Source organism: Mycolicibacterium xanthum, from assembly GCF_019710635.1.
GTDB lineage: Bacteria > Actinomycetota > Actinomycetes > Mycobacteriales > Mycobacteriaceae > Mycobacterium > Mycobacterium xanthum.
On sequence record NZ_JAIFZS010000022.1, the window covers coordinates 43,238 to 66,948 of the forward strand.

Genomic DNA, 23,711 nt, shown 5'->3' on the forward strand with positions numbered 1-23,711 from the left:
AAGCGTGTACTTGAGGTACTTCGAACGGATCGGGCACTGCCATGGACCTCCAACCCGGCGCGCTGACTACAGTGGCCACATCGTTGATTTCGTTGGGAATTCGAGTCCTTCCGGTCGGGGCACGTCACACCGCGAGCCAAGCCGCCGACGAGCGCCGTGATACGGCGCGCCGCCGTGACGAGGCGGAGTTCGACGATCGGGCCCGCGATACCCGACTCGAACACCAGAAGCGCGCCGACGGTGGCTTCGCGGCGGGCCATATTCATCGCCAAAGTGCCTGAGAAGTTCCACCACTCGAACTGTGCATCCTCATCGCCACCACCTGTAGCGACGACGCCGTCGCTTCTCCGACATTCCGCGAGGCGTCACTCCTTCATCGGCATGCTTGCGTTCGGACGCCGTCTCCGGAGCGTCGTCGGACGTGGCCGTCAGGAAGGAATCGGGCAGTGCCAGCTTGTGGATCGTTCGCAGCGTCAGAAGATACTGGTGAGCAAGCGATCCCGTGGTGTAGGAGAGTCCGTACTTCTCGCACAGTTGCTGGACCCTAACCGCGATCTCGGCGTACCGATTGCTTGGCAGATCGGGAAACAGATGGTGCTCGATCTGGTAACACAGGTTGCCGCTGGCGAAGGCCAGCAGTGGTCCGGCCCGAAAGTTGGCGGCACCCAAGATCTGGCGCAGATACCACTCTGGCCTGGTCTCCCGGTCCAGTACGTCCTCGGTGAACTTCTCGGCTCCATCCGGGAAATGCCCGCAGAAGATCACCCCATAGGCCCACAGATTGCGCAGGATGTTCGCAACCGCGTTGGCGGCAAGCACTCTGCGCCAACGCTTTCCCGCCAGAGCGGGGAACAGGACGTAGTCCTTGACAGTCTGGCGGCCGATCTTGCCCCACATCAGTGACCTCGACTGCGCCACCCTGCCGTCATCCAGGATCAGCCGGTCCCGCTCGGAATGCAGTCCATGCCGCGCGATTCCCCATTCGAAGACCAAGGCCAGCAACAGGTTCCGAAGCGGCTGCGCGAGATGCACTGGTTGCCAAGGCTGGTCTCGCGTCATCCGCATCACACCGAACCCGAGGTCGTCGTCGACGCCCACGATGTTGCTGAACACATGGTGGCGGTAATTGTGCGAGTACTTCCACTGCGAAGACACCGCGACCATGTCCCACTCCCACGTGGTCGAATGGATCTCCGGGTCGTTCATCCAGTCCCACTGGCCGTGACTGACGTTGTGGCCGATCTCCATGTTCTCGACGGATTTGGCGAAGCCGAGCGCACAGGCGCCCAGCACCCACCCCGCCCTCGATCTGCTGCAGATCAGGATCAGTCGCGAGACGAGGTCGAGGATGCGTTGGAAGCGTATGGTGTTCCCGATGTACGCCGCGTCGCGTTGTCCGAGGGAGTCCTCGACATCGGATCTGATGGCGTCGAGTTCGCGCCCCAGTGACTCGATGTCGGCGTCGCTCAGATGTGCGTACGCAGCAATATCGGCGATTGCCACCTGAGTCCTGCCGATCCGTTTCCGAAGTTCAGTGGTCGGGCTCGGTGCGAACCCAGGGCGATTGCGGACCACCAGCCGATATCGGAGGACGACGGCAGCATGTCGGCGTCACTTCAGCGTAGTCAGACGCCCAGAGTGCGTCAAAGCGCTCGCGCGCCCGTCACCTGATGGACACCAGCTCGTCGATGGAGTCTCTGGGAAGCGCACCGTCGACGATCGCCGAGACCGTGAGCGCGTTCAGCGTGATCGCGCCCTTGTGGTTGTCCAGAAAAGCGATGTCGGCGGCGTCGCGCCCAGTGGCGATGCGCACCAGTGTCTGGCGAGGCGCCAGCAGCGTACCGTCGACCACCCGCCACGACCCGTCGACGAACGCCTCCGCGACAGCGTGAAAATCCATCGGGTACAGCCCCGGGGCATAGACCGACACAACTCGGGCGGGAACGTTGACGGCGCGGAGCAGTGCCACAGCCAGATGGGCGAAATCCCGGCACACTCCCGCTCCGGCGAGCAGGGTGTCCACCGCACCGTCGATCGGGTCGCTGGAGCCCTGAACATAGCTCAGCCGGCCCCCTACCCACTCCGACACCTTCTCCAACAGAGTCGTCGAGTCCAGATACCGGCCGAACTCTGTTGCCGCGAATCCGTAGAACTTATCGGCCTCGGCGTAACGGCTCGGTCGCAGATACATGGATAGGTCGTATTCGGTGACCGGCGCCGGAGCGGTCTGCCCGACGATGGTCGCGGCGTAGACCAACTCGAGGTGTCCCGCCGCCACATCCAACTTGTGTATGCGATTGCCGTGCATGCCGCTGATCTCCAACGGTTGTACGGGCTCGCCGTCCAGAACGAAGGCGAGCAACTCAAAGATCTCCGCACCCGGGTGCGGAGCGACCGCGATCTGGAACTCCAGCGTGGTCGGCGCCGATACGTCGACGTCGAGCTCAGCCCCCACGATCCGCTTCAAGGCCTGCGGACACTGCTGCCCCTCAGCGATATCCATACGGTCCCTTCGGTCGGCCCGGCCTCCGACGGTGGCGGAGTCAACCCGGCATGACTGACAGTCGTCGTGCCTGCTGCAGGATTGACAGCACGGCCAGGGTGGACTCGGCTCCCTGGTTGACGTCTACCCCGTCGGTACACAGTCCGTCGTAGCCCGCGCCGGTATCCGGGTCCCACATCGGTTCTCCGATGTCATTGGCCCCGCACACCCACGCGAGGGCGGCGTTCACTCCGTCCACCCACACCGGGTCGTCGTCCACTCTGGCGGCCCGCGCGCAGGCGTCGGCCAGAGCTGCCACCTCGGCCGGTTGTTGATCGAATCCCGGTCGAGCGTCCTGCGGCCCTCTTCCGGCGGCCGGAGTCGGCGACAGGTGCCCATCCCTCGTCTCGAATTCGACCAACCACGCCAACAGGTCCAGCCCGCGGCGACGCACCGCCGGATCTTCGAGCGCAGTTCCGGCAGCGATCATCGCCTCGGCAAGAACCGCGTTGGCGTAGGTCAACCGCGGTTCCGGCCACGGCCAGCGCAGATCACCGGACGACTCGGCGAGGCCCGCCACATAATCGACCAGAAGTGTGCGCGCCGGCGCGTGAACGGGATCGAACGACAACATCTCCGCCGCGCCCACCGCCGCGAAGGCCTGTGCCCGCAGCCATGGTGACCGTTTCTGTGCGGCGCGCTCGAACTGGATGATGGCCATCTGACGAACCCGCCCTACGTTACTGTGTGCAGCCGCGGTACCCAGAGCCCAGAGGCACCGCCCCCAGCAGTCCTGAACCGTCGGCTCGTCAAGCCAGATTCCTCTGCTGTCCATGTGATTTCGGCAGGGTCCGTCGAATGACTGCGCATCGGCCAAGAAGCGCAACGCGATACCGGCCAAGGCATTGAGTTCCCCATCGGGGCCGGGCTCGCGAGTCGCCACGACCAGCACGCGGGCCATGTCATCGGTGTAGTAGCCGCGGTCCGGTGCCGGCTGACCGAGACGGGCATTCGCCACGGTGCCGCGACGATCGGTCAGTCGCAGGAGGTGATCGAACTTCGCTTCGGGGACCGGTGTGCTCATACTCGCGCCCTGCGCTCGGATAGCAGTCGCCGCCCGAGACGCTGGTACGCCCCCGCCACCACCGACCACTGCATCCCCGGGGCCAGCCTGCGCGCCTCGGCGGCCATCGCGCCCGCCAACCGGGGGTCTGTCAACACCCTGCGCAACGCTGACACCAGCGCAGCCTGATCATCGTGGCCAACGAGGATGCCGGCGCCGGTGCACAGCATTTCGACCGCGTGCGGAAAGCCGGTCGCAACTACCGGTCGGCCGCCGACCACGGCATCGGCCAGTACGCCGGAAGCCAAATGATCGGTGGAATCGTAGGGCAGCACGATCACAGCCGCGGACTGGATGAGCTCGGTCAGCATGGCATCGCCGTAGTACCGGCCGTCAAACGTCACCGAGTCGGCCACCCCCTCCCGGCGGGCCAGCTCGATCAGGCCATTTCGGTACGTCTCGCCCTCGGCGGCGTGTTCCTTCGGATCCGTTCGACCCGCGACCAGGTACCTCGGGTGGCCCGGCGCATCATGTACGAAACGCATCGCCTCGATGACCCGCTCGATCCCCTTGCCCGGCCTCAGCAGGCCCCACGTCAAGATGATGGGCCTACTGGGGCGCTTCCCACGGGGCTCCAGTGGGACCGTCGCCCCGCGCGGAATCGTGATGACCCGGCGTCTTTCAACCGCGTAGCCGCTGCACAGCACCTCACGTGCGGCCTCCGACATCACCACGATGCGATCGGTTGTCGCGGCGATCCGCTCGAGAACCCAGCGCTGATGCGGTGCGGGATTCTTCGGAACGGTGTGGACGGTCACCATCGAGGGAACCCGCAACCCTTCCAGAACATCGAGGAGTTGGTCCCCGTGCGTACCGCCATACATGCCGTCGTCATGCTGGATGAGGGCAACGTCGCACCGGTTGAGAGATGCCGTGCATTCCGCCACGGAGGACGCCGAGCCGTTGAACAGTTCGCCGACCACTCGCCCAACCGATCCCGAGTCATCCGCGACTCGCACCACGGAGACTTCGGCCCCCTGCGCGCACATCTCCGCCGACAGATGATCGCTGAATCTGGCCGGTCCGCTCAGGGTTGGAGGACAGGTGCCGAGCAGGCCGAACCGCACCTTGCCCGCAACGGGGGGCAGCACAGGGCGCGCATACGGAGACTGCAAAGGAGGCAGAGTATTCATGGTGATCCAGCCTGACGGTTGATACCGCCGCGTCCGGTGTGAGCGGTTGCTCGGCGAGATCAGCGTATTGCTGACACTTTCCGGACTGGCTGGGTTCCCAACAGGTTCAACGGTACACCCGGTTGTTCGAGTAGGCCAGAATTGGAAGAGTAGGGTCTACGCATCGGGGCCAACCGGGCTCCACAATGAAGGGACCCTCGTGTCCGACAAATCACCGCGCCAATCGATGTCCAAGAAGTCCGGAAAGTCCCTGAAAGAAAAGCGGGCCGACAAGCATGCCAAGGCTGCGGAAAAGGCCGCGCACACCAGCGCGATCACCGACCAGAAGCGTTGACGATCAATCCTTTTCACTGACGCGGCGAAGTCCCGGCGTTTGCCGAGAGCGACTGCTTCAGCGCGATGATCTCAGCTTCGAGTTCGACGACCGCGTGCGCCACCACACTCGACGCCAGCGCAGCGCGCCCTTCCGGAGACTGCGGTCCCGCCAACTCCGGGTTGTCGATACTTTGAAGCCGCTGCAGCATGCGTCGTGAAACGACGGCATCAGCAGGCAGATCGTCGCTGCCGAAATTGTTGAACGCCTTGAAGATTTGATCCGGCGTGGTCATCGAAGACTCCCCTGTGCCGTTGCGAGCAGATCGTCGATGCCAGATTCGTCTTCGGCCCCGGCGGCCGACATCATCAGCGTGTGAGCGCCTTCGGCGCTGGTCTGCGCCGGGACGACAAGAAGTACCGTGCCGCGACCGTGGGAGTCCAGGACGCCCAACGTGTTGACTGGTTGCCGGTCGTAACCGTCGAGCCGCACGATCCGGTCGTCGATACGAATCTTGGCCGGCGCTGTACTCCATTCGGCGCGGTTGTATGTCACTCGCGCAACTTCACCGAGCCGCACCGAGAGAACCGCCACCAGATCGGGTAGTTCAGTGGTGAGATCTGTGCTGTGCGGCCACCATGCCCCGTCGACCCGTCCGCGGTGGATCGTCTTGCGCTTCAGGCGCAGCCGCGGGGTGTTCTGGGGACCGTTATGGCGCTGGCCAAAGCCAACGCCCCTATTCTGTTTTGCCATCTTGAGGTCCCGCCTGAGCGCTTTGTACAGCGGCCCGTGTAGTGAACCGGCGACGACACGATCTCAGCTGGCCGTGTGCGACATTCCGCCGATAACTCGACTCTACGCCCACCACGCCGCCAAGAGGCAGAGGCGTCGTGCGACGATCCGCACCGGCCCACGGCAGAGGCACACACCAGAAATGAAAGCGGGCTGGCGGGATTGCTCCCACCAGCCCACACACGGGTCTGCGTCTGCTAGACGGCAGTCACCCGGACAGCCTGCGGCCCCTTGGAGCCCTGCTCAACCTCGAACTGAACGCGCTGGTTCTCCTCGAGCGAGCGGAATCCACTTCCATTGATTTCCGAATAGTGGACGAAGACATCTTCCGCGCCGCCATCGGGGGCGATGAAGCCGAAGCCCTTGTCGCCGTTGAACCACTTCACAGTTCCCTGTGCCATACTCTGATCTTCTCTCATCGTGAACAGATGTCGAACGGACATCTGCGATCAGATTAGCACGGTCGCAGCACATCGCCCCTATCGCGAGCTGGACCTGTCAGTGAACCCGGGCGGAAACCGTTGGACTATACCAGTTTTTCTTCGACAGCCGCCTCGTCGATCCACTTGGCACATTCTGCCTGCGCCAGACGCATAACCACCTGCGCGGTTTCGAACACCCGGGCGTCGCCCACACCGCGAGAGGTGGGCATCCCCGCGGCAGTGCGCATCACCATCATGCCGAGCGCCTGTGAGGTCATGCTGGGGACGACAAGCAGGTTGGCCTGCCCGGCCCGGCCCGTGACGGCCATCAACCTGGGGTAGCGTTGTCCTTCATCGGGCCGCATCACGCGCGCACCACTGACGATGGTCTCGAGGTCGAGTTGCCCCTCGGTCGCCGTCCAGTTGATCCGGATGTCGAGAATCTCCCCCAACTGTCGGTGCAACGCTCCGACGAGGTCGGGCAACTCCGCGGCGATCAGCGCCGAGTGCGGCCACCACGCCCCACCGATGCCACCTAGCGATTGGCGGGCCAACGTCAGGCGCACCGGACTGGATGCGCGGCGTGACCGCGCGATCCCGTTCACGTCGACGGCGAATCGCCGGGCCGGGAAGGTTGAGGTTGGTCGGAGAAGACCGGGGGTTGCACCGGCTTGTGGGCCGCCGGGTCAGGCGCGGTGATCTGCGCCTCCTGACGATGCGAAAACAGGTCAGAGGAATCCATAGTCTACGTCCTCGAGTGGTACGGGGACTCCCCGTACTCAGCGTCCGAGCGAAGAGAATCGCGTCGCGGGCCGCACATCTTCGCGCTAGCACCGACAGGACTGTCGGTGCGGCCGCGGCCTTCCTCTAGACTACACCTTGCGTTGTCGGGCCTCGCCGGGACTCAGGCTGAGCCGGCCACCGCCCCCGTCGCCGTGTCCAGCATCGGCAGCGAGACCTCTATGTCCACCACCGTGATGGCACCCCACGAGTAGACACTGATGAACGGGAACGCCGAGGTCCTCACCTGCACCGTCAGCGACTGCCCGGCCTGCAAGGTGTAGGCGACCTGCTCCAGATCGCACGTGACCGTGTGGGTCTGCCCGTCCAGCGTCACCGGTATCGCCGTGACCTGGTTGCAAAGCACCAGGCCGGTCTCGTCGTCGACGACCCGCGCGTACACGTGCTGGGCGTTCCCGGTTCCCGAGTACGTCAACGTCAGCGTCGGCGCCCGACGATTATGCGCCGCAACGGTAGCCTCGATTCTCAGATTCGGCGCTTTGAGTGTCGTTGCGCCCGAGGGCAATCCGAGCAGCGCACCCACCGTTCCCTGGATCAGGATCAACGGGTTGGAGCCGGATCCACCGATGAACGGCACGAATGCCAGCGTCTTGTGATAGCTACCCGAGGTGGTGATCGCGCCTCCGGCTGCGACCGGATAGGTGGGTACGGAATGCCACCGCCCGGTTTGGTCGACCCACTCGAATTAGTCTGCGGTGTACACGCTTCCGTCGCCCTTGACGTAGCGATTAGAGGACCTTTTGCCGTGCGAGCGTCCAACCCATGAGCGTCTTCGGCCAAATGCCCGCGAACCGGCAGGCCGGGATCTACGCGCTTCGGCGTGTCGTAGTCGCGCGCCGCGCCCGTACCCGGATCCGCGCTCCGTGGTGCGGCACGAAGATCACATGCTTGAGCCGCCGCCGCTCGTCGCGAGCCGAGGTGGTCTCGAGCTCGACGCGACGCAGGATCTCGCGCAGCACCACCTGGAACTCGACCATCGCGAACGCCGCCCCCAGGCAACGCCGGTTCCCGCCGCCGAACGGCAGATACGTCGTCGGGCTCAGCGTCGCGCCGAGCATCCGGTCCGGGTCGAACCGCTCCGGATTCGGGTACAGCCGCGGATCCGTGTGCACCGCAACGATTCCGGGAACCACCATCACCCCGGCGGGCAGCAGGTGGCCGGCCAGCTCCACCGGCTCCTGCAAGATCCGGCCGACGTCGAACACGATCGTGCGCACCCGGAGCGTCTCCTTGGCGACGGCGTCCAGGTACTCGTCACCGCGCACGTGAGGAGCGATGAGGCCGTCGCCCTGCTGGGCGGCGCGCACCGCCTTCGCGAGCACCTCGGGATGGCGGGTCAACCGTTCCAGTGCCCAGGACAGCCCGGTCGCCGTCGTGTCGTGCCCGGCGAGCAGCAGCGTGATCAGCTGGTCGCGCAGCTCACGATCTGTCATCGTGCGGCCGTCCTCGTCGGCGGCACGCACCAGCATGGCCAGCGCGTCGGTGCGCGACGCCAGATCCGGGTCGGCACGGTGGTCGGCGATCTCGGCGTAGAGCAGCCGGTCAGCCTCGGCGATCGCGGTCCGCAGCGACCGCCACGGGCGGCGCTGCATCAGCTTGGGGTTGGCCACCGCCAGTGTCTCGAACGGCGTTATCCGCAGCACCCGCGGCAGCACGTCACGCAGCGCCGCCAGCCGGTCCGGGTCACTGGAGCCGATCACCGTCCGCAGAATCACCTCCAGGGTGATCTCCGACATCTTGGGCGCGGCGGGAAAGCTCTCGCCGACCGGCCAGCCGGCGATGTTGTCCGCGGCGATCTGCGCGATCAGGTCGGTTTGGCTTGCGACGGCGTTGTGCGCGAACGGGGCGAGCATCAGTCGGCGCAGATCGCGGTGCACGTCGCCGTCGACCACCAGCACCGAGCTGTCGCCGAGCAACCCCTTGAGGATCGAATTGGCCTCTCCCGCATGGTAAATACGCGGATCGCCGGCGAAGACGGTCTTGATGTCGGCCGGATCGGTGAGATAGACCAGGGTGCCCATCGAGGCCACCCGCAGCGTGAACGTCGGACCGTAGTGACGCCGGCAGGCGTTGATGTACCAGGGCCCGCACCCCAGCATCAGCGCCGCCTGAACGGACCGGGGCAGCCGCGGACCGGCCGGCAATGACGTCGTCGTCATGACCCCAGGGTACGAGCCTTGCGGGAGAGATGTCGTGCTCGTCGAGTGGCGCGGGGGCGCAAACCTTTTCACAAACGGGCCGCGCGGGGCCGATCGTTACCGCTCGGCGCCGTTGATCGCCGGCGCGTCGATCATGCCCCGCTCGACGCCCCACATGGTGGCGATCGCCCGGTACTCACCGGTCTCGATCAGGTGTTCCAGGGCCAGGCGCAGCGATTCGGCCAGCCCGGAGTCCTTGGCCACCGGCCAGCCGTACGGCGCGGTGTCGAAGACGTCGCCGGCGGGCACCAGATCGCCGCGGGACAGCTTGATCGCGAACCCGGTGACCGGCGAGTCCGCCGACATCGCGTCGACCTCGTCCTTGATCAACGCGGTGGTGACGGCGTCCTGGCTGGCGAACTCGACGATCTCGATCGGCGCCAGGCCGGCGGCCACACACTGGTCGCTCTTGTGCGGCAGCTCCTCGGTGGCCTGCAGTGTCCCCTCGGCCACCCCGATGCGCACACCGCACGGCGCCGCGGGCCCCACCGCGGGTCCGGGCCGACGCGCCCACTGGGTGCCGGCCTGGAAATAGGTGACGAAGTCGACGAGGTCCTCACGCTGTTTGGTGTCGGTGACCGACGACATGCCGACGTCGACGGAGCCGTCCCGGACCGCCGGCAGGATCTTGTCGAAGGCCATGTCGCGGTAGTCGGGCACCAGCCCCAGCACCCGGGCGATCGCGTTCATCAACTCGACGTCGAACCCGACCAGCTGACCGTCGGCGTTCTTGAACTCCATCGGCGCGTAGGGCACGTTGACCCCGATCACCAGCCGGCCGGTGTCCCGGATGTCGGCGGGCACGGTGGCCGCGATCGATGGCACCGCGCCGTCGGGCAGCTCCGCCGCACCGCCGTCGTCGCGCCACGGTGCCCACGCCCACAGCCCGACCGCGACGACGGCCGCCATCAGCGCCGCCGCCGCGGTCAGCACCAGCGGCTTCTTCGGCTTGCGGCGTTCGGTGCGGGCGGCATGCCGGGAACCGCTGCCGCGACGGACCGGCGCGTTGAGGGCCCGCCGCGCGTCCGCGGCGAGCTCCCCGGCCGTCTGGTAGCGCTTGGACGGCTTCTTGGCCATACCCTTGGCGATCACGTCGTCGAAGGCGGCCAACCGCGGATCCTTGTCCGACGGGCGGGGCAGCGTGGCGACCATGTGACCGGCGATCTGCTGCTCGAGGCTGTCCGCGGGGTAGGGCCGGGAGCCGGTGAGCAGTTCGTAGAGCACACAGGTCAGCGCGTAGATGTCGGAGCGGGCATCGACCTGGCCGGCCTCGAAACGCTCCGGAGCCATGTAGGCCAGGGTCCCCAGCGTGCTGCCCGCCGTGGTCAACGCCTTCTCTCCGGCGGTGCGGGCCAGTCCGAAGTCGATGAGATACACGAAGTCGTGGGCGGCGACCAGGATGTTGGACGGCTTGATGTCGCGGTGGATCAGGCCCGCCTTGTGCGCGGAGTCCAGCGCATGGGCGACCTGCTCGACGATGCGCACCGCGAAGTCGGGGCCCAGCGGCCTGCTGGCGTCCGTCAGCATCGCGCCCAGGTTGCGTCCCTCGATCAGCCGCATGTCCAGGTAGAGCCGGCCGTCGATCTCGCCGAAACCATGGATCGGTACGACGTTCGGATCGTTGATCCCGGCGGCCGCCTGCGACTCGCGGCGGAAGCGCGCTTGAAACACCTCGTCTTCGGCCATGTGGTGCGGGAGCACCTTCAACGCCACCACACGGTCGGTCTTGGTGTCGTAGGCCTGGTAGACCTCGCCCATCCCGCCCCGGCCGATCAGCTTCTGAAGCCGATAGCGCCCGAATGGTGTCGCATTCACCGGTGATCTCCTCGGCAGCGGCCAATCGGTATGTGGAACGAAGCTACATCATGTGGCTCTGGCCTGCCGGGACACGGCAGTCCTGCTCATGACGGTCCACCCGATCACCGGTGGTGCGGAGATCCGACGGCGCGGGGCGCTGATACCGGCGAAAGCCGGTGCTCCCCGGACAGGTGGGCTCTGCGCCCGCCTGTCAGCGACGGCGGTCGCGGGTCAGAGCCGGTACATCTCCCTGGCCATCGCCGCGTGCTCGAACACGCGGTCCCGTTGCGGCGGGTAGTGCCGATGCCTGCGCCGCGGTTCAGCGGCGACGGCGGCGACGGCGCGGTCGGCCGCCCCGATATCGGCCCGCACGGCGGTCCGGGGCGACCACTGCAGGCGCCGCAGCAGCCCGGAGAGGGTCCAGCGGCCTGTGGGGTTTCCGGCGATTGAAGCCATGGTCATTCACCTCGTCTTGAGTTCCACATCACGCGGGTTCTCCACGTGATCGACGGTTTCCGACGGTCGTTCGGATACAGTTCGAAACGTAACATAAAAAAATGAAGTAGCCAAGTTTTTCTTTAGTTCTTTCTAGAAAGAGGAGTTGAGGGGTAGGATCCTGGGCATGGGTCGGAAAACCTACGGACAGTTCTGCGGTCTCGCGCACGCCCTCGATGTCGTCGGCGAGCGCTGGACGCTGCTGATCGTGCGCGAGTTGAGCTCGGGCCCGAAGCGCTACACCGACCTGGTCGACTCGCTGCCGGGGATCGGGACCAGCCTGCTGGCGACCCGGGTGCGCCAACTCGAAGCCGACGGCGTCGTGCAGCGCCGGCTGGCCCTCGACCAGCCCGGATCGGCGGTGGTCTACGAGCTCTCCGACTCCGGACGCGAGCTCGCCCTGGCGATGCTCCCGCTGGCGAACTGGGGCACGCGGCACCAGATGGGCGACGCCGACATCACCGCCGAGGCCTTCCGCGCCGAGTGGCTGGTGACCTATCTCGCCGCCGACCTGCGCGGGACCGTCCCGACCGATCTGGCGGCGACCTACGAGTTCCACATCGCCGACAGCGTCGCGTGCCTGCACCTGCGCGGCGGCCGGGTGACCGTCACGCCCGGCGCGTGTGAGACCGACGCCGACGTCACGCTGCGGGCCGACGCGCCGACCGTCATGGCGATGCTCGGCGACAAGATCTCGATTTCCGAGGCCATCGCCGACAAACGCCTCGAGGTGTCCGGAGACCGTGCGGCGAGCAGCGCCCTGCAGCGGCTCCTCGAGCGGCGGATGGAGGCCGGGGCGTCCCTGGCCGCCGCCGAATAGCTCCGCCCTCCGTCCGTCCCCGGTCCGCCGAACTGGCATTCCGGCAGGCGCCTTCTCGCACTTTCGCTGCTGGAATGCCATTTCGGCGGACCGGGGGACCCCGATTGATCCAACTAGTGCATTAGTAGCGCGGGAATCGGTCTTGGACAGGCATTGATCTCCCCCATACCGTTGACGGCATGACCGGAACCATCTCTCCGACCGTGTCCGACACCACCCACCTCACCGGTCAGATGCTGATCGCCGGCACACCGGTGCGTGGGACGGGCAAACAGATCCGGGCGTTCGACCCGGCGGCCGGGCAGCCACTCGAGCCCGCCTACCGGCACGGCGACCTCGCCGACGTCGAGTCCGCCTGCGCGGCGGCCGCCGACGCGTTCCCCGCCTACCGGGCCACCACCTCCGAGCAGCGCGCCCGGTTCCTCGAGGCGATCGCCGCCCACATCGAGGCGGTCAGCGAGCCGCTGATCTCCCGTGCCGTCGCCGAGACCGGCCTGCCGCAGGCCCGCATCACCGGCGAGGTCGGCCGCACCACCGGCCAGCTGCGGCTGTTCGCCGAGGTGCTGCGCGACGGCGGCTTCAACGGCGCCCGCATCGACACCGCGCTGCCCGACCGCGCCCCACTGCCCCGGCCCGATCTGCGGCAGCGCTCCATCCCGCTGGGACCGGTCGCGGTGTTTAGCGCCTCGAACTTCCCGCTGGCCTTCTCGGTCGCCGGCGGTGACACCGCCTCGGCGCTGGCCGCGGGCTGCCCCGTCGTCGTCAAGGGCCACGACGCGCATCCCGGCACCTCCGAACTGGTGGCCCGCGCGATCACCGCCGCCGTCGCGGAGTCCGGCCTGCCGGCGGGGACGTTCTCGCTGCTGTTCGGCTCGGGCCCGCAGCTCGGCATCGCCCTGGTCACCGATCCACGGATCAAGGCCGTCGGCTTCACCGGATCACGTTCCGGCGGAACGGCTCTGGTCGCCGCAGCTGCCGGACGGCCGGAGCCGATCCCGGTGTACGCGGAGATGAGCTCGATCAACCCGGTGTTCCTGCTCGACGGTGCGCTGCACACCCGGGGCGCCGAGCTGGCCCGCGCGTTCGTCACCTCGCTGACGATGGGGTCCGGACAGTTCTGCACCAACCCCGGCCTGGTCATTGCCGTCGACGGCCCGGGCCTGGACGATTTCGTCGCCGCCGCCCGAGATGCGCTCTCGGCGGCGCCGGCCACCCCGATGCTGACCCCGAACATCGCCCGCAGCTACGCCGACGGGGTCAACGCCCTGTCCGGAGCCGCCGACACCGTCGGGCGCGGGCGTACGGGTGAGTCCGAAACATTTTGTCATGCAGCGCTGTTCACCACCGACGCGAAGAGCTTCCTGGCATCCGAGGCGCTGCAGGCCGAGGTATTCGGATCGTCGAGCCTGATCGTGCGCTGTGCCGACACCGAGGAGATGCGAGCAGTCGCGCGGGGTATCGAGGGCCAGCTGACCGCCACCGTGCACGCCGACGACTCCGACCTGCCCGCCGCCGCCGAACTGCTGCCGCTGCTCGAGCTCAAGGCCGGCCGGATCCTGTTCGGCGGCTGGCCGACCGGGGTCGAGGTGTGTCACGCGATGGTGCACGGCGGGCCCCACCCGGCCACGTCCGACTCGCGCAGCACCTCGGTCGGCAGCCGGGCCATCGAGCGCTTCCTGCGCCCGGTCTGCTACCAGAACGTGCCGAATTCCCTGCTGCCCAGCGTGATCGCCGACGGCAACCCCGACCACCTGTGGCGGCGCATCGACGGCCGGCTCACCCAGGACTGACCCCACACACCCCCACCACCATCTCACGAGGAGCCCCGACAGCATGCGCCCCATCTTCGACGGAGTCCTGTTCTTCCCCGTCACCCCGTTCGTTGAATCCGGCCCCGACGCGGGCCGCGTCGATCTCGACGCGTTGGCACGCCACCTGGCCCAGGGCGTCGAGGCCGGGCCCGGTGGTGTCTTCATCGCCTGCGGCACCGGCGAATTCCACGCCCTCGAGGAGCAGGAGTTCAGCGAGATCGTCGGCACCGCGGTGGAGGTGGTCGCCGGGCGGGTGCCCGTCTACGCCGGCGCCGGCGGCTCGGTGGCACAGGCCAAACGCTTCGCCGTGGCCGCGCAGCAGGCCGGGGCCGACGGCCTGCTGCTGTTGCCGCCCTACCTCGTCGAGGTTCCCCAGCCCGGCCTGGTCGACTACGTCGCCGCCGTCGCGGCGGTGACCGACCTGCCCGTCATCGTCTACAACCGCAACAACGCCAAGTTCACCGAGGACTCGGCCGTCGCGGTCGCCAAGATTCCCAACGTCATCGGATTCAAGGACGGCACCGGCAATTTCGATCAGGTGGCGCGCATCGTGCAGGCCGTCACCACCCAGGTCGACCCCGACTTCCTGTTCTTCAACGGCCTGCCCACTGCGGAGACCACACAGGCGGCGTTCCGCGCGATCGGTGTGCCGCTGTACTCGTCGGCGACGTTCGCGTTCGCCCCCGACCTGGCGCTGGCGTTCTACAACTCGCTGGAATCGGGCAACGAGGAACTGGCCAACGCGCTGCTCAACGCCTTCTTCATCCCGCTGGTGCGGCTGCGCGACACCGTTCCGGGCTACGCGGTGTCGCTGGTCAAGGCCGGTGTGACGATGGAGGGCACCCCGGCCGGACCGGTGCGCCCACCGCTGGTCATGCCCACCCCCGAGGACCTGGCCCAGCTGCGCCGGATCGTCGCCGCCGGCCGGTCGGTTCTGGCCGGTGCGCTGAGCGAGGCCGTCTGATCATGGCCCCGATCCGGATCACCGGTGCACGCATCACCCCGGTCGCGTTCGCCGACCCGCCGCTGCTGAACACCGTCGGCGTCCACCAACCGTACGCGCTGCGGGCGATCATCCAGCTCGACACCGACGCCGGCCTGGTCGGGCTCGGCGAGACCTATGCCGACACCCGCCACCTGGCCCGGCTGCGGGCCGCCGCCGAGGCCATCACCGGCCAGGATGTGTTCGCGCTGAACACGATCCGCGCCGCGATCGCCGAGCGGCTGCGCGGCGACGACGCCGCCGTCGGCACCGCCGGGATGATCACCACGGCCAGCGCCGTGGACCAGGTGCTCTCGCCGTTCGAGGTGGCCTGCCTGGACGTGCAGGGGCACGCCACGGGCCGGCCGGTGTCGGATCTGCTGGGCGGCAAGGTGCGTGACGCGGTGCCGTTCAGCGCCTACCTGTTCTACAAGTGGGCAGCCCACCCGGGTGCCGCCCCCGACATCTTCGGGGAGGCACTGGATCCGGACGGCATCGTCGCGCAGGCGCGGCGCATCGTCGAGGAGTACGGTTTCAGCGCGATCAAGCTCAAGGGCGGGGTGTTCCCGCCCGAGGAGGAGATGGCCGCTATCGAGGCGCTGCACGCCGCGTTCCCCACCCATCCGCTGCGGCTGGACCCCAACGCCGCGTGGACCCCGCAGACCTCGGTCAAGGTGGCCTCCGGGCTGGCCGGGATCCTGGAATACCTCGAGGACCCGACCCCGGGACTGGACGGCATGGCCGAGGTCGCGCAGCAGGCCCCGATGCCGCTGGCCACCAACATGTGCGTGGTCGCGTTCGACCAGCTCGCGCCCGCGGTCGCCAAAAGCTCTGTGCAGGTGGTGCTTTCCGATCACCACTACTGGGGCGGGTTGCAGCGCTCACGGCTGCTGGCCGGAATCTGCGAGACGTTCGGCCTGGGGCTCTCGATGCACTCCAACTCCCATCTGAGCATCAGCCTCGCCGCGATGGTGCACCTGGCCGGAGCCACCCCGAACCTGACCTACGCCTGCGATACGCACTGGCCGTGGAAGACCGAGGACGTCGTCATGCCGGGGGCGCTGCGGTTCGTCGACGGGGCCGTGCCGGTGCCGACGACGCCCGGGCTGGGCATCGAGATCGACGACGACGCGCTGGCCGCACTGCACGAGCAGTACCTCCGGTGCGGGATCCGTGACCGCGACGACACCGGCTACATGCGCACCGTGGAACCGTCGTTCGAGCTTGCCAGCCCGCGCTGGTGAATCAAGCGCGGCGGCACCCGCCGCGCCCTACGGTGGGGGCATGACAGATCAGTCGGCGACGATCGAGATCTCCCATCCTCCCGAGGCCGTCCTGCGGGCGCTGAACACCGTGCTGCGGCGGGCGCTGCGCACCCCGCTCGGCGCCCCGATCGGCGACTTCATGGTCGTCGGGTTCACCGGCCGCAAGACCGGGCGGCGCTACGCCGTGCCGGTCAGCGCCCACCGGCTCGACGGCGATTTCTACGCGCTGCTCAACGCCGGCTGGAAGGCCAACTTCCGCGGCGGCGCGGTCGCCGACGTCACCTACCGCGGAAAGACCGCGCCGATGCAGGGGACGCTGATCAGCGACCCGGCGGCCGTCGGCGAGATCGCCGAACGGGTCGCCACCGCCTACGGGCCCAAGAAGGCGCAACGGCAGATGGGGTTGCGGTTCCCGGGTGCGGGCGTGCCGAGCGTCGCGGAGTTCACCGAGGCGGCCGGCCGGCTGGGCCTGGTCGCGGTCAAACTGGCCCCGAAGGCCTGATGTTCTCGCTGGCCCGACTGGCCTGCTTCGTCGCCGTCGCCGAGGAACTGCATTTCGGCCGCGCCGCCGAGCGCCTGCACATGACCCAGCCGCCGCTCTCGCGGCAGGTCCAGCAGCTGGAAAGCGAGCTCGGGGTTCAGCTGATCGACCGCACCACCCGCACGGTGACGCTGACCCCGGCCGGGGCGGCGTTCCTGCCCGACGCGCGGCGCATCCTGCAGCTCGCCGAGGGCGCCGCACAGACCGTCAAACGCATCCCGGCGGGCGACCTCGGCACCGTCGTGGTCGGCTTCACCGCCGCATCGGCGCACGCCGTGCTGCCGCGGTTACTGGAGCGGGCCCGTGAGCGGCTGCCGGACGTGAAGCTGGACCTGCGGGAAATGGTCACCTCCGCCCAGATCGAGGGGCTGATGACCGGCGAGCTCGACCTCGGCATGGCGCGCCCGCCGCTGAAGCGTCCCGGGCTGGTGTCGCGGCCACTGCTGCACGAGCAGCTGATCGCGGCGCTGCCGGCGGGCCATCCGCTGACCGACCTGTCGCGGCAGCTGACGCTGACCGACCTCGACGGCGAGGACGTCGTCATGTACTCGCCGGTGCAGGCCCGGTACTTCAACGAACTGCTCATCTCCACGTTCACGATCGCCGGGGCCACACCGCGCTACGTGCAGTACGTGACGCAGGTGCACACCATGCTGGTCCTGGTGCGCTCCGGGATCGGGATCGCGCTTGTACCCGCCTCGGCGGCCACGCTGCATCCCGAGGGCGTGGTGTTCCGGACCATCGGCGCCTTTCGTGAGCGGCCGGTCGAGCTGGACGCGGTGTGGCGCGGCGACTCGACCAACCCGGCGCTGCTACGGGTCATCAAGGACGTGCTCCCCCAGCATGAGTGGACCACCGACGACCTGGTCGAGGGCGTCGAGGGCGTGGTCTAGTTCCCCGCCCGGTCCGCCGAAATGGCACCCCCTTGCGCCGAAATGGCATTCCGGCGGGCGCCTTCTCGCACTTTCGCAGCTGGAATGCCATTTCGGCGGCCGAGCGGGGCGGCCGAGCGGGCCAGCGGGGCGCGGCGGCCGAGCGCGCCCCGGCGGGCCGGGGAACGAGACTCAGAGCAACCGGGGCACGCGGTCGGGGACGGTGAACGACGCTGCCGTCTCCGCCGGCGCGCCGGGGCGGGTCACATAGGGCAAGGTGCGGAAGTCGGCGCGCAGCTCATCGGGCGTGACGCGGGCGCGGACATAACCCCGGCGGTTGCTGAAGTACCGGATGTGCGGGTTCTCCGGCAGGATCGCCGCCACGTCGTCACGCATGTCCGACCCGTCGCCACCGGAGCTGATCGACGTGGTCACCAGTTCGGTCGCCACCCTGCGCGACTGCGGGTCGCCGGCCCGTTCGTGCACCTCGGCGGCCCAGTGCGAGTGCACGTCGCCGGTCAGCACCACGCCGTTGCGCACCGCCGAGTGCGCCATGCCCGCGACAATGCGGTCCCGGTTGGCGACGTAGCCGTCCCAGGCGTCCGGGTTCACCCCGCGCCACGGTCCCGGGGTGAAGTCCACCTGAGCGAAGAACACCTGCTGGCCGAGGATGTCCCAGCGCGCCCGGGACTGCTGAAAGCCGTTGAGCAGCCAGCGTTCCTGCGCACCGCCCGTCATCGTGCGGCCGGGGTCGAAGCGGTCGGCGCAGTCGCTGCCGAACGTGTCGCCGCAGGGCTGATCGGAGCGGTACTGGCGGGTGTCGAGCATGTGGAACGTGGCGGTCGCGCCCCAGTGCACGCGGCGATACATCCGCATGCCGGCGCCACGCGGCCGCGCCGTCGAGCGCAGCGGCATGTTCTCGAAGTACGCCTGCATCGCGGCGGCGCGGCGGGCCGGGAAGTCGGGCTGCGGATCGCCGGGCACCTCGTCGGCCCAGTTGTCGGCGATCTCGTGGTCGTCGAACACCGCCAGCCACGGCGCCACCGCGTGCGCGGCCTGCAGGTCGGGGTCGGTCTTGTACTGCGCGTAGCGCTGCCGGTAATCGGCCAGCGTGACGGTCTCCGGCCCGACCGGCACCCGCACGCCGCCACCGCGCGCGGCGTACTCGTACTGGTAGTCACCCAGGTGCAGCACGAGGTCCGGGTGGTCTTCGGCCAGCCGGCGGTACGCGGTGAACCAGCCCTGCTCGAGGTTGGAGCACGACGCCGCGCACATCGTCAGCGCGGTCAGCGCACCGGGCGCCGGAGCGGTGCGGGTACGGCCGGACGGCGAGACGGCCCCGTTGGCGCGGAAGCGGTAGAAGTACTCGGTGCCGGGTCGCAGGCCCGCCAGCTCGACGTGCACGCTGTGCGCCGACTCCGGCGTGGCGATGACGCTGCCGCGCTGCTCGATGCGGGCGAAGTTCTCGTCGGACGCCACCTCCCACTGCACGTCGACGGCGCGGGCGGGCATGCCGCCGAGCCCGTCGTCGGCCAGCGGCCGGGGTGCCAGCCGGGTCCACAGCACGACGCCGTCCGGGCCCGGCTCGCCCGAGGCCACGCCCAGGGTGAACGGATCGCCCGGCACCGGGGCGCGGCGGGGTTCGGCGGCGAAGCCGAGCAGCGGGACGGCGGCGAGGCCGGCCGCGCCCCTGAGGACCGCGCGACGGCTGAGCGACAGCGACACGGCGAAGTGTCAGAAAGTCATCTTTCCCGCCGATGACGACCAGCCGTCCGGTGTCTCTCCATCGAGGTGCCGTCACGCGAAATGGTTGTGAACTCGGGTTGACGGACGGGGGTGAATCCGGCGCACCGACGGCATCGACGGACTAGCGTCACATATGCAGAGAGGAGCATGTCATGTCCAAAGACAAAGACCACAAGATCTCGGAGAAGCTGCGGCATCAGGGCTGCCGGTGCCATTGCGGCACCTGCAGTGGCGGCGGGCACTGCCACAACATCGCCGCCGGCTGCGCCGTCCGCCGCTGACCGACACCCGAAGTCAGGTCGACGCCGGTGCCGGCAACGGCACCGGCGTCACCAACTCACCGGTCGCCAGGAACGCGTCCAGGTTGCGCAGTGTGAGCGCCTCCATGGCCGCCCGGGTCTGCACGGTGCCGCTGGCCACGTGCGGCAGCAGCACGACGTTGTCCGACGCGAACAACTCCTCGGGCACCCGCGGCTCGTCGGCGAACACGTCGAGCCCGGCACCGGCCAGCCGCCCGTCGGCCAGGGCCGAGACCAACGCATCCTGATCCACCACGCTGCCGCGGGCGATGTTGATCAGGTAGCCCGTTGACCCCAGCGCGTAGAGCACCTCAGCGCCGACCAGGCCCTGCGTCCCGCCCCCGCCGGCCGCGGCGACGACCAGCACGTCGACCCCGCGGGCCAGTTCCACCGGCGACGGTGCATACCGGTACGGCGAATCCGGCACCGGATTGCGGTTGTGGTAGGCGATCGAGCAGCCGAAGGCGCTGAGCCGCAATGCGATTGCGGTACCGATGCGACCCAGCCCGATAATGCCCACGCGGGTATTGCTGACCTGCCGGGTCAGCGGGTAGTTCCCGTCGACGGGCCATCGGCCGGCCCGCACATACCGATCGGCGGCGGAGAACCGGCGCAGGGTGTCGATCATCAACCCCACGGCGGTGTCGGCCACGCAGTCGGTCAGCACGTCGGGGGTGTTGCTCACCGCGACGCCGCGCTGCGCGGCCGCGTCGACGTCGGTGGTGTCGTAGCCGACCCCGAAGTTCACCACCGCGCCCAGGTTGGGCAGCGCGGCCATCAACGCAGCGTCCACCCCGGTGCGTCCGGAGGTCACCACAGCGGTGATCTCCGAACCGTGCCGGGCCAGGAACGCTGCCCGGTCGGCGGGTGCCTCCGGCAGCGTCCGCGCGGCGTAGTCCGTGGCCAGCGTCTGGGCCAGCGAGGGCTTGAGCGGGCCGACCTGCAATACCGAACCGTGTGTACTCATAGTGAGACTCACGGTACGGCGAGCTGCGGATACCCGTCCACGTCCTAAATAGCATGAACTCATAGCCAAACGGCATGACACCCTCCCGCATCGACATCTTCCCGGTATCAACACTTCGCCCCAGCGTCGAACACGCAGGTCAGGCCCGGTTCCAGGGATGTTCGACGGGACCTGACGGGCGTCGAAAACCCCCAGATAGGCCCGTTTCGGTGGGGTTGACGGTCTCCAAAACGTGCTCTTACCGTGTGGTTGCCATCACAGCCAGCATCTACATACGTGGACATCACAACCCTCAGCGGAGGATCCATGAACTCCAACCCACGGCTCACGCGCCAGTGCCTGACCGCGCTGGTCGCTGCGGGCGTCGTCGTCACCGGCGCCGGCTGCACGGTCGCGAACTCCGGCGGGGGCGGCTACGACCCCTACACGCTGCGCATCGTGCTGCCCCAGGAGCCGCCCACGCTGGAGCCCTGCGAGAGCTCGCTGACCTCCACCGGTGTCGTGGTGCGGTCCAACATCACCGAGCCGCTCGCCGAGCGTGATCCCGACACCGGCGACCTGCAGCCACTGCTGGCCACCGACTGGGAGCAGACCAGCCCCACCGAATGGACCTTCACGCTGCGCGACGACGTCACCTTCTCCGACGGGGCGCCGTTCACCTCCGAGGATGCCGCGTTCTCCATCGACCGGGCCGTCAACTCCGATCTGCAGTGCAACGTCGACGGCTATGTGTTCGGTGACGAGAAGCTGACGCTGCGGACGCCCGACGCACACACCGTGGTCGTCGGTACCACCGAGCCAGATCCCATTCTGCCGCTGCGGATCTCGTTCATCGAGATCGTCCCGCGCACCACCAGCACGACCGAGAAGGTGCGCGAGCCGATCGGCACCGGCCCGTACGCGATCGACGACTGGGAGTACGGCCAGAAGCTGACCCTCAAGCGCAACGACACCTACTGGGGTGCCGAGCCCGCCTTCGCAAGGGCCGAATACCAGTGGCGCAGCGAAGGTTCGGTGCGCGCGGCGATGATCACCAACGACGAGGCCGACATCGCGACCGGGCTGGGACCCGAGGACGGCGCCGGCGAGCTGGGCGTGCCGTTCCAGAACGGCGAGACCACCGCGCTGCGCATGCAGGCCACCGAACCCCCGCTCGACGACATCCGGGTCCGGCAGGCCATCAACTACTCGGTCAACCGGACCGGCATCGTCAAGGCGCTGTTCCGCAACCTCGGCCAGCCCGCCGCGCAGCTGATCCCTTCCGGCGTGGTCGGATACAACGACCAGCTGCAGCCCTGGCCGCACGACCTGGACAGGGCCAGGGCGCTCATCGACGAGGCCAGGGCCGACGGCGTGCCGGTCGACCGGGAGATCCGGCTGATCGGCCGGACCGCACAGTTCCCGAACATCGCGGAGACCATCGAGGTCATCCAGAGCGAGCTCGCCGAGATCGGGCTCAACGTGAAGATCGAGATGATGGACACCGCGAGCCAGCTGGAGTACCAGCTGCGCCCGTTCCCGCCGAACACCGGGCCCTACCTGCTGATGATCCAGCACGGCAACCAGGCCGGTGACGCGGCCTTCACGATGGACCAGTACATGCTGTCCGACGGTCCGCAGAGTGCCTACGGCACAACGGCGTTCGACACCAAGATCCGGGCCGCCGAGCAACTGACCGGTCAGGCCCGCCAGGACGCGTTCGCGAAACTGTTCGCCGAGGAACCCGAGGAGATCATGCAGATGGCCTACATCGCGCACATGCGCGGGATCCTCGGAAAGTCGCCCCGCATCGACTACACGCCCGACGCCGCCACCGGCGACGAGATGCGGCTGTCCGCGATGACGCCGACCGCCGCCGACCACACCGACCAGTCCTGACGACCCCCCGACGAGTAAAGAAGGCCCAGCCCATGTTCTCCTTCGTCCGGCGCAGGATGTACACCAGCGCTCTGCCCTTGATCATCGTGCTCCTCGGCGTCTTCCTGCTCGCCAGGCTGACCGGTGACCCGACCAACCTGTACCTGCCGGAGTCGGCCACCCCGGAGCAGCGCGAGGCGTTCGCCGCGGCCAACGGCTTCAACGACCCGCTGATCACCCAGCTGATCGACTACTTCAAGGGTGTCATCCATCTCGACTTCGGCACCTCGCTGCGCACCGGGGAATCCGCCGCCGAGATGGCGCTGCGGGCCTTCCCCGCTACCCTGCAGCTGGCGTTCACGACCATGCTGCTGGCCGTCATCGGCGCGGTGATCGTGGGATGCTGGGCCGCCTACCGGCCCAACTCGCTGGCCGACCGGTTCTCCAGCCTGCTGTCGATGACGGCAGCGTCGATCCCCGACTTCTGGTTCGCCATCACCGGCGTGTGGCTGTTCTCGGTGCTGCTGGGCTGGCTGCCGACCTCGGGGGTGGACGCCGGGATGCTGTCGTGGATCCTGCCGGTGGCCACCCTGATGATCCGGCCGCTCGGGGTGCTGACCCAGGTCGTCCGCGGCGCCATGGTCTCGGCCCTGTCGGCGCCCTACGTGCGGCTGGCACGCAGCAAGGGCGCCAGCGACTTCCGCGTCGTCACCCACCACGCGCTGCGCAACGCCGCAGCCCCCGCGCTGACCGTCGCCGGCGACCTGATGGTCAGCCTCATCAACGGCGCGGTGGTGGTCGAGGCGATCTTCGGCTGGCCCGGCATCGGCAAGCTGATGATCGACGCCATCCTGCAGCGCGACTTCGCGGTCCTGCAGGCGGCGGTGCTGCTCACCGCGGTCAGCATCTTCCTGCTCAACATCATCATCGACGCCTGCTACGCGCTGCTCGACGCGCGGGTGCGGGAACCGGCACGGGTTTAAGAGGAGACAGAC

The 23,711-nt window shown here is 68.2% G+C and carries 25 protein-coding genes; 11 read left to right on the forward strand and 14 right to left on the reverse strand.

All coding sequences use genetic code 11. The features are described 5' to 3' along the window. The first annotated feature begins 71 nt into the window (after nucleotides 1–71). Entirely contained in the window at nucleotides 72–281 is a 210-nt protein-coding gene (locus JDV09_RS10775; RefSeq protein WP_221369120.1) for a hypothetical protein, read from the forward strand. A 28-nt stretch (nucleotides 282–309) separates the two neighbouring features. Here JDV09_RS10775 and JDV09_RS10780 read toward each other — a convergent pair whose 3' ends face one another. From JDV09_RS10780 to JDV09_RS10795, 4 genes are all read right to left on the reverse strand, one after another. Further along, on the reverse strand, nucleotides 310–1,503 hold the full coding sequence (locus tag JDV09_RS10780; RefSeq protein WP_221369121.1) for a fatty acid desaturase family protein: 1,194 nt from the start codon (nucleotides 1,501–1,503) through the stop codon (nucleotides 310–312). 160 nt (nucleotides 1,504–1,663) lie between these two features. After that, a complete protein-coding gene (locus tag JDV09_RS10785) occupies nucleotides 1,664–2,503 on the reverse strand; it encodes a transglutaminase-like domain-containing protein (RefSeq protein WP_255605163.1) in 840 nt (279 codons plus the stop codon). Nucleotides 2,504–2,543: 40 nt separating this feature from the next. Continuing rightward, nucleotides 2,544–3,566, reverse strand: coding sequence for a glycosyltransferase (locus JDV09_RS10790; protein WP_221369175.1), 1,023 nt, complete (start codon nucleotides 3,564–3,566; stop codon nucleotides 2,544–2,546). Further along, a complete protein-coding gene (locus tag JDV09_RS10795) occupies nucleotides 3,563–4,696 on the reverse strand; it encodes a glycosyltransferase (RefSeq protein ID WP_308124083.1) in 1,134 nt (377 codons plus the stop codon). Before JDV09_RS10795 ends, JDV09_RS10790 begins: the two co-directional genes overlap by 4 nt. 241 nt (nucleotides 4,697–4,937) lie before the next feature. On the opposite strand from JDV09_RS10795, the gene JDV09_RS26735 reads away from it, so the two are divergent. After that, nucleotides 4,938–5,072, forward strand: a complete 135-nt coding sequence (locus JDV09_RS26735) for a hypothetical protein (RefSeq protein WP_255605190.1) — start codon at nucleotides 4,938–4,940, stop codon at nucleotides 5,070–5,072. 13 nt (nucleotides 5,073–5,085) lie between these two features. Here JDV09_RS26735 and JDV09_RS10800 read toward each other — a convergent pair whose 3' ends face one another. From JDV09_RS10800 to JDV09_RS10835, 8 genes are all read right to left on the reverse strand, one after another. Further along, entirely contained in the window at nucleotides 5,086–5,346 is a 261-nt protein-coding gene (locus JDV09_RS10800) for a hypothetical protein (protein ID WP_221369123.1), read from the reverse strand. Beyond that, on the reverse strand, nucleotides 5,343–5,804 hold the full coding sequence (locus JDV09_RS10805; RefSeq protein ID WP_221369124.1) for a DUF5994 family protein: 462 nt from the start codon (nucleotides 5,802–5,804) through the stop codon (nucleotides 5,343–5,345). Before JDV09_RS10805 ends, JDV09_RS10800 begins: the two co-directional genes overlap by 4 nt. A 236-nt stretch (nucleotides 5,805–6,040) precedes the next feature. After that, nucleotides 6,041–6,244, reverse strand: a complete 204-nt coding sequence (locus JDV09_RS10810; protein ID WP_221369125.1) for a cold-shock protein — start codon at nucleotides 6,242–6,244, stop codon at nucleotides 6,041–6,043. A 125-nt stretch (nucleotides 6,245–6,369) separates the two neighbouring features. Next, the gene (locus tag JDV09_RS10815; protein WP_308124084.1) at nucleotides 6,370–6,831 is read right to left on the reverse strand and encodes a DUF5994 family protein; all 462 of its coding nucleotides are present in this window, start codon (nucleotides 6,829–6,831) and stop codon (nucleotides 6,370–6,372) included. Between the two features lie 338 nt (nucleotides 6,832–7,169). Beyond that, on the reverse strand, nucleotides 7,170–7,643 hold the full coding sequence (locus tag JDV09_RS10820; protein ID WP_221369127.1) for a hypothetical protein: 474 nt from the start codon (nucleotides 7,641–7,643) through the stop codon (nucleotides 7,170–7,172). 229 nt (nucleotides 7,644–7,872) lie between these two features. Next, nucleotides 7,873–9,225 (reverse strand): cytochrome P450, encoded by a 1,353-nt coding sequence (locus JDV09_RS10825; RefSeq protein WP_221369128.1) that lies wholly within the window; start codon nucleotides 9,223–9,225, stop codon nucleotides 7,873–7,875. A 96-nt stretch (nucleotides 9,226–9,321) separates the two neighbouring features. After that, the gene (gene stpK7, locus JDV09_RS10830; RefSeq protein WP_221369129.1) at nucleotides 9,322–11,079 is read right to left on the reverse strand and encodes a serine/threonine protein kinase StpK7; all 1,758 of its coding nucleotides are present in this window, start codon (nucleotides 11,077–11,079) and stop codon (nucleotides 9,322–9,324) included. 213 nt (nucleotides 11,080–11,292) lie between these two features. After that, nucleotides 11,293–11,517, reverse strand: a complete 225-nt coding sequence (locus JDV09_RS10835; RefSeq protein ID WP_221369130.1) for a hypothetical protein — start codon at nucleotides 11,515–11,517, stop codon at nucleotides 11,293–11,295. Nucleotides 11,518–11,683: 166 nt separating this feature from the next. On the opposite strand from JDV09_RS10835, the gene JDV09_RS10840 reads away from it, so the two are divergent. The 6 genes from JDV09_RS10840 to JDV09_RS10865 all read left to right on the forward strand — a co-directional run bounded on the left by JDV09_RS10840 (nucleotide 11,684) and on the right by JDV09_RS10865 (nucleotide 17,868). Next, a complete protein-coding gene (locus JDV09_RS10840) occupies nucleotides 11,684–12,376 on the forward strand; it encodes an HxlR-like winged helix-turn-helix transcriptional regulator (protein ID WP_221369131.1) in 693 nt (230 codons plus the stop codon). Nucleotides 12,377–12,555: 179 nt separating this feature from the next. Then, on the forward strand, nucleotides 12,556–14,166 hold the full coding sequence (locus JDV09_RS10845) for an aldehyde dehydrogenase (NADP(+)) (protein ID WP_221369132.1): 1,611 nt from the start codon (nucleotides 12,556–12,558) through the stop codon (nucleotides 14,164–14,166). Nucleotides 14,167–14,218: 52 nt separating this feature from the next. Beyond that, complete coding sequence (locus tag JDV09_RS10850) at nucleotides 14,219–15,151, forward strand: 5-dehydro-4-deoxyglucarate dehydratase (protein ID WP_221369176.1); 933 nt, start codon at nucleotides 14,219–14,221, stop codon at nucleotides 15,149–15,151. A 2-nt stretch (nucleotides 15,152–15,153) separates the two neighbouring features. Further along, a complete protein-coding gene (locus JDV09_RS10855; protein WP_372452895.1) occupies nucleotides 15,154–16,413 on the forward strand; it encodes a glucarate dehydratase family protein in 1,260 nt (419 codons plus the stop codon). Between the two features lie 40 nt (nucleotides 16,414–16,453). Beyond that, nucleotides 16,454–16,936, forward strand: coding sequence for a hypothetical protein (locus JDV09_RS10860; RefSeq protein WP_221369133.1), 483 nt, complete (start codon nucleotides 16,454–16,456; stop codon nucleotides 16,934–16,936). After that, nucleotides 16,936–17,868 (forward strand): LysR substrate-binding domain-containing protein, encoded by a 933-nt coding sequence (locus JDV09_RS10865; RefSeq protein WP_221369134.1) that lies wholly within the window; start codon nucleotides 16,936–16,938, stop codon nucleotides 17,866–17,868. Before JDV09_RS10860 ends, JDV09_RS10865 begins: the two co-directional genes overlap by 1 nt. 171 nt (nucleotides 17,869–18,039) lie before the next feature. Here the strand turns inward: JDV09_RS10865 and JDV09_RS10870 are convergent, their stop codons facing one another. Then, entirely contained in the window at nucleotides 18,040–19,572 is a 1,533-nt protein-coding gene (locus JDV09_RS10870) for an alkaline phosphatase D family protein (protein WP_221369135.1), read from the reverse strand. 173 nt (nucleotides 19,573–19,745) lie between these two features. Here JDV09_RS10870 and JDV09_RS26740 point away from each other — a divergent pair, with 173 nt between their 5' ends. Further along, nucleotides 19,746–19,874: a hypothetical protein gene (locus JDV09_RS26740; RefSeq protein WP_255605166.1), complete on the forward strand. Its 129-nt coding sequence runs from the start codon at nucleotides 19,746–19,748 to the stop codon at nucleotides 19,872–19,874. A gap of 13 nt (nucleotides 19,875–19,887) precedes the next feature. On the opposite strand, the gene JDV09_RS10875 is transcribed toward JDV09_RS26740, so the two are convergent. Continuing rightward, nucleotides 19,888–20,859 carry a 2-hydroxyacid dehydrogenase gene (locus JDV09_RS10875; protein WP_221369136.1) on the reverse strand — a complete coding sequence of 324 codons (972 nt, stop codon included), beginning with the start codon at nucleotides 20,857–20,859 and terminating at the stop codon, nucleotides 19,888–19,890. A 306-nt stretch (nucleotides 20,860–21,165) separates the two neighbouring features. On the opposite strand from JDV09_RS10875, the gene JDV09_RS10880 reads away from it, so the two are divergent. Both JDV09_RS10880 and JDV09_RS10885 read left to right on the forward strand, forming a co-directional pair. After that, nucleotides 21,166–22,737, forward strand: a complete 1,572-nt coding sequence (locus JDV09_RS10880; protein WP_221369137.1) for an ABC transporter substrate-binding protein — start codon at nucleotides 21,166–21,168, stop codon at nucleotides 22,735–22,737. Nucleotides 22,738–22,769: 32 nt separating this feature from the next. Continuing rightward, entirely contained in the window at nucleotides 22,770–23,699 is a 930-nt protein-coding gene (locus JDV09_RS10885; protein ID WP_221369138.1) for an ABC transporter permease, read from the forward strand. Nucleotides 23,700–23,711 lie beyond the last annotated feature (12 nt).